Below are 4,366 nucleotides of genomic sequence, written 5' to 3'. Positions count from 1 at the left end.
GATGGAGCCGTCGGTGGCAAACTGGGGGATCGCGTAGCTGCCCAGCAGCGGCAGAAAGGCGAGGATCGGGATCACCGCGATATCCTGGGTCAGCAGCACCGAAAAGGCAGACCGGCCGCCACCGGTGCGCATCAGCCCCTTTTCCGACAGCGTCTGCAGGACAATCGCGGTGGAAGACAGCGACAGCGCCAGCCCGACCGCCAGGCTTACATGCCAGGGTTCGCCCGCGGCCATGGCGGCGGCCATCAGAACCAGGGTTGAGGCCGTGACCTGCATCCCGCCCAGGCCGATCAGTTTGTCCCGCATGGCCCATAATGCGCGCGGTTCCAGCTCAAGCCCGATCAGGAACAGCATCATCACCACTCCAAATTCAGCGAAGTGGCGCAAATCCTCGGTTTCGGTGCCGGTCAGCCCGAAGATCGGGCCAATGGCAATTCCGGCGGCGAGATAGCCCAGAACCGAGCCGAGCCCAAGGCGCGCAGCCAGAGGAACCGCAATGACTGCGGCCCCCAGATACAGGGTTGCTTGGTAAAAGAACTCTTCCATATTCAAGGTATCGCAAGCCGGCCGGGTCCTTGGCAATGGGTTTGCCGGCCGCGGTCGCTTGTTATGGAAATCCGGTGCCTGCCAGCGGCAGTCACCGACCGGCTATCGGCCGGGTCTTCTTGTCTGGCCCGGTTATTGCTCGAGCAGGCGGATTTCTTCGCTGAGCTTGCCGATCCGGTCCAGCCGCCGCGAAATCCGTTCCTGAAAGCCGCCCAGCTGGTCAATGATGTCAGCCAGTGTTTCGCCGGAATCGGTCAGCCGCGCGCTTTCGATTTTGAGCAGCACGCGGGTAGAGCTGAGACCAAGGAAATGCCGGTGCATGATCTGGCAAGCGCTGGTGATCCGGGCTGCTTCTTCATCCACTTCCTGCATGCCGTCCTTCGACCGCTTGACCTGATCCTGCACCAGATCGGACAGGATCTTGCGCTCGGTTTCCATGTCGGCCTCGCCGATTTCGCGGCGTTCCTTCTGCAGCTGGTTGTCGCATTCGATCAGGATGCGCGCCATGCCTTCGACAAACAGGCTGCTGTTCACCGAGGATTTGATCTTGGCAAAGTTGCTGCTTTCACCCATCACATGCGCGCCGAACCAGTCCGACATCTGCCGTGACATCGACCCGTAGTTTTGCGACAGCACCGTCACCGGGCCGCCCGAAGGTTCGATCCGCGACGCCAGCACCCTCAGGTTATGCGGGATCGTGTGCATCGCATCGAAATCAGTAATCAGCCCCTCGGTCTCTTCGACCAGGGTTTCGGCGATGCGCAGCATGCCCGTCAAATCCTGGATCCGGATGTGGGGCGGCTGGTTCAGCCCCTCATCGCGGGAGATCAGCTCCTGGCTCAGCGCGTGGGCGGCAAACTGGTGGTAATTCTCGTAGCCCTGGCCGTTCAGCCAATCGAGCAGATACTGGGCGCTGTCCTCGGGGGTGGCGCCGTCATCGGTCTCCCGCTTGAGCATCTTCGCATAAAGACCGCGCACTTCGGTAAACAAGGCGCTGCTGGGCTTGATGCGGGCGGAAAGGTAGCCCTCCTGGCAAGGCACCACCACGGCGAACACCCAATAATACAGCCCGTCCTTGGATTTGTTCTTGACATAGGCGCCCATGAACTCGCCGCGTTGGATGGTGTCCCAGAACAAGGAGAACACCCCCTTGGGCATGTCCGGGTGGCGGATCACCTTATGCGGGGCACCGATCAGTTCTTCCCAGGAGTAGGCACCGACCCGGCGGAACACATAGTTGCCGGCCTCGATCACGCCGCGGCTGTCGGTTCTGGAAAAGAACACCTCGTTGAGGCCGAACGGGGCCTCGCCGCTGGCCGGGCGCGTTTCAACTCGGCGGTCAACAAAAGACACGGCACGTTCCACTTTCGGTTACGGAATAGGTCAGGGCATCTTTACGCCGAATTCCTTCCCGGTTGGTTAAGTCGGCAGCGGCGCATCGCGTTTTAATTGTGCCATCACGATCTGGCTCTGGACCCTGGAAACAGCGGGATGGGGCAGCAGGATGCCGTGGATCAGCGTATTCAATGCCTCCAGATCGGCGCAGTAGACCCGCAGCAGGTAATCGGCCTCCCCTGTCATGGTCCAGGCGGAGGTGATTTCCGGCTGGCTGGCCACCAGCCGGGCGAACCCCTTGGACTGTTCGGGGCCGTGGCTGCCCAGATGAACCTGCACAAACCCCTGCACAGACAGCCCGAGCCTGGCGGGATCGAGCCGGGCCGAATAGCCTTGGATATAGCCTTCTGCCTCCAGCCGCTGGCGCCGCCGTCCGGCCTGGCTGGGCGAAAGGTTGAGCATCTCGCCCAAGTCCTGCGCGGTAAGATGGGCGTTTTTCTGAAGGGCTGCAAGCAGCTTGGTATCGGCAGGGTCCAGCATGCGCGTTTTTTCCGTTTTCTGGCATCATGGCGCGAATGTTGCGCGCATTTCAAGGTCAGGGTGCGAAAGAACGCGGAAAACCTGCACTGGATATGCGGTATTCTTGATGCAAGAATTCACTTGGCTTCCCGCATGATCCGAAGGAGACGCGCAATGGGTCCGTTCCCGCATAACGCCCCGAAATCCGAAATCAGCCCCGAAAACCCGGCTGGCACCGATGGGTTTGAATTTGTTGAATTTGCCAGCCCGGACCCGGACGAGCTGCGCGGGCTGTTCACCCAAATGGGCTATGAGCTGACGGGCCATCGCAAGGACCAGCCGCTGGTGGAGCTGTGGCAGCAGGGCGATGTCACCTATATCCTGAACGCCGACCCCGATAGCTTTGCCGCCAAATTCGTGGAACAGCACGGCCCCTGCGCCCCTGCGATGGGCTGGCGGGTGGCGGATGCGCAGAAGGCGTTCGAGCATGCCGTCGCCAAGGGCGCCGAAGCCTATGAGGGCGATGACAAGACCATGGACGTGCCCGCGATCAAGGGCATCGGCGGTTCGCTGATTTACTTTGTTGATCAGTACTACGACACCTCGCCCTACAACACCGAGTTCAAGTGGCTGAAGCAGTCCAAGCCGCGCGGCGACGGGTTCTTCTACCTCGATCACCTCACCCACAATGTCTACAAGGGCAACATGGACAAGTGGTTCAGGTTTTATCAGGAGCTGTTCAACTTCAAGGAGATCCGGTTCTTTGACATTCAGGGCAAGTTCACCGGCCTGCTCAGCCGTGCGCTGACTTCGCCCTGCGGCCGTATCCGGATCCCGATCAACGAGGACCGGGGGGAAACCGGTCAGATCGTCTCATATCTGAAAAAGTACAACGGCGAAGGCATCCAGCATATCGCTGTGGGCAGCGACGACATCTATGCCAGCACCGATGCAATTGCTGAAAAGGGGTTGAAGTTCATGCCGGGCCCGAATGATGCGTACTATGAGATGTCCAAAGAGCGGGTTCACGGCCATGACGAACCGCTGGACCGGATGAAGAAACACGGCATCCTGATCGACGGCGAAGGGGTTGTGGACGGCGGCGAGACCCGCATCCTGCTGCAGATCTTCTCAAAAACCGTGATCGGGCCGATTTTCTTTGAGTTCATCCAGCGCAAGGGCGATGACGGCTTTGGCGAGGGCAACTTCAAGGCGCTGTTCGAATCCATCGAGCAGGAGCAGATCAACAACGGTGAGATCCAAGCCGCGGGATAATAGGATCTGAGAAACGGAAATAGCCGGGCCTGATCAGCGGGTCCGGCTTTTTCGCGGGCATCGAAGGGCAGGCAGGGGTTACCCCTTGGGCATTTCCAGGGTGCGGTTGCGGCCGCCTTTCTGGTACTGCAACCGGCTCTCGCCGATTGCAATTACCCGGCCGCCGTCGATCCGGTCGCCGACTTGCACCTTCTTGTAGCGGCCCGACGGCAGCCGGACCAATGCGCGGCGGTCCGACGCGGTGCCATAGACCCCGATCAGGTTCAGCTTGCGCAGGTTGATGGCATTGCCGACAGTGGCGCGGCGGGCAACCGAAGCGGCTGTCGGGATACGCGGCGCCGCCGCGGCGGCCGCAGCGGGCACGGCGGCGGCGGTCTGGACCTGGTTCTGCGCATTGCGCCGGGCACGATCAACCAGATTGGCAAAATTGGCGGGCCGTTCGCGTGGCACCGCCGAAGCGGCAATGGCCTGTGCGGTGACCGGTAGCTGCTCTTCTTCTGCGGGCTTCAGGCTGGCGGGCCGCTGTCGCGGGCGCAAGCTGGCCAGTTCAGCCCGGCTGAGCCCGCCATGCTGCGCGCGTTCCACCTGTTCTTCCAGATCCGCAGGCCGTGCCTTGGGGCGTTTGCGCGACAACATTTGATTGCGCGCCACTTCCTCCGCCAGCGCCTCGGCGGCGGGGTCGCTGCGATCC

Annotated in this window: 4 protein-coding genes and 1 pseudogene; 1 reads left to right on the top strand and 4 read right to left on the bottom strand. The window is 61.4% G+C overall.

What is annotated here, in order from left to right:
- The 3 genes from VOI29_RS22860 to VOI29_RS22850 form a co-directional block, all read right to left on the bottom strand.
- Positions 1 to 546, bottom strand: a 546-nt coding sequence (locus tag VOI29_RS22860; protein WP_323783985.1) for a cation:proton antiporter, incomplete at its 3' end; no start/stop codon positions are given.
- Between the two features lie 132 nt (positions 547 to 678).
- Entirely contained in the window at positions 679 to 1,899 is a 1,221-nt protein-coding gene (locus VOI29_RS22855; RefSeq protein ID WP_323783983.1) for a PAS domain-containing protein, read from the bottom strand.
- Positions 1,900 to 1,965: 66 nt separating this feature from the next.
- Positions 1,966 to 2,421 carry an Lrp/AsnC family transcriptional regulator gene (locus VOI29_RS22850; protein ID WP_323783981.1) on the bottom strand — a complete coding sequence of 152 codons (456 nt, stop codon included), beginning with the start codon at positions 2,419 to 2,421 and terminating at the stop codon, positions 1,966 to 1,968.
- 153 nt (positions 2,422 to 2,574) lie between these two features.
- On the opposite strand from VOI29_RS22850, the gene hppD reads away from it, so the two are divergent.
- Entirely contained in the window at positions 2,575 to 3,675 is a 1,101-nt protein-coding gene (gene hppD, locus VOI29_RS22845) for a 4-hydroxyphenylpyruvate dioxygenase (protein WP_323783979.1), read from the top strand.
- Positions 3,676 to 3,753: 78 nt separating this feature from the next.
- Here hppD and VOI29_RS22840 read toward each other — a convergent pair.
- Positions 3,754 to 4,366 (bottom strand): annotated as a pseudogene (locus VOI29_RS22840) (hypothetical protein); the annotation flags it as partial.

This window comes from Leisingera sp. (assembly GCF_034669605.1).
Classification (GTDB): domain Bacteria; phylum Pseudomonadota; class Alphaproteobacteria; order Rhodobacterales; family Rhodobacteraceae; genus Leisingera.
The sequence above is the reverse complement of the archived record's forward strand: the minus strand, read 5'-3'. Positions and strand labels throughout refer to the sequence as shown.

What these genes read in the sequence shown, in the direction of transcription:
- VOI29_RS22850 (WP_323783981.1), bottom strand. Translation starts at nt 2,421, where the DNA reads ATGCTGGACCCTGCCGATACCAAGCTGCTTGCAGCCCTTCAGAAAAAC.
- hppD (WP_323783979.1), top strand. Translation starts at nt 2,575, where the DNA reads ATGGGTCCGTTCCCGCATAACGCCCCGAAATCCGAAATCAGCCCCGAA.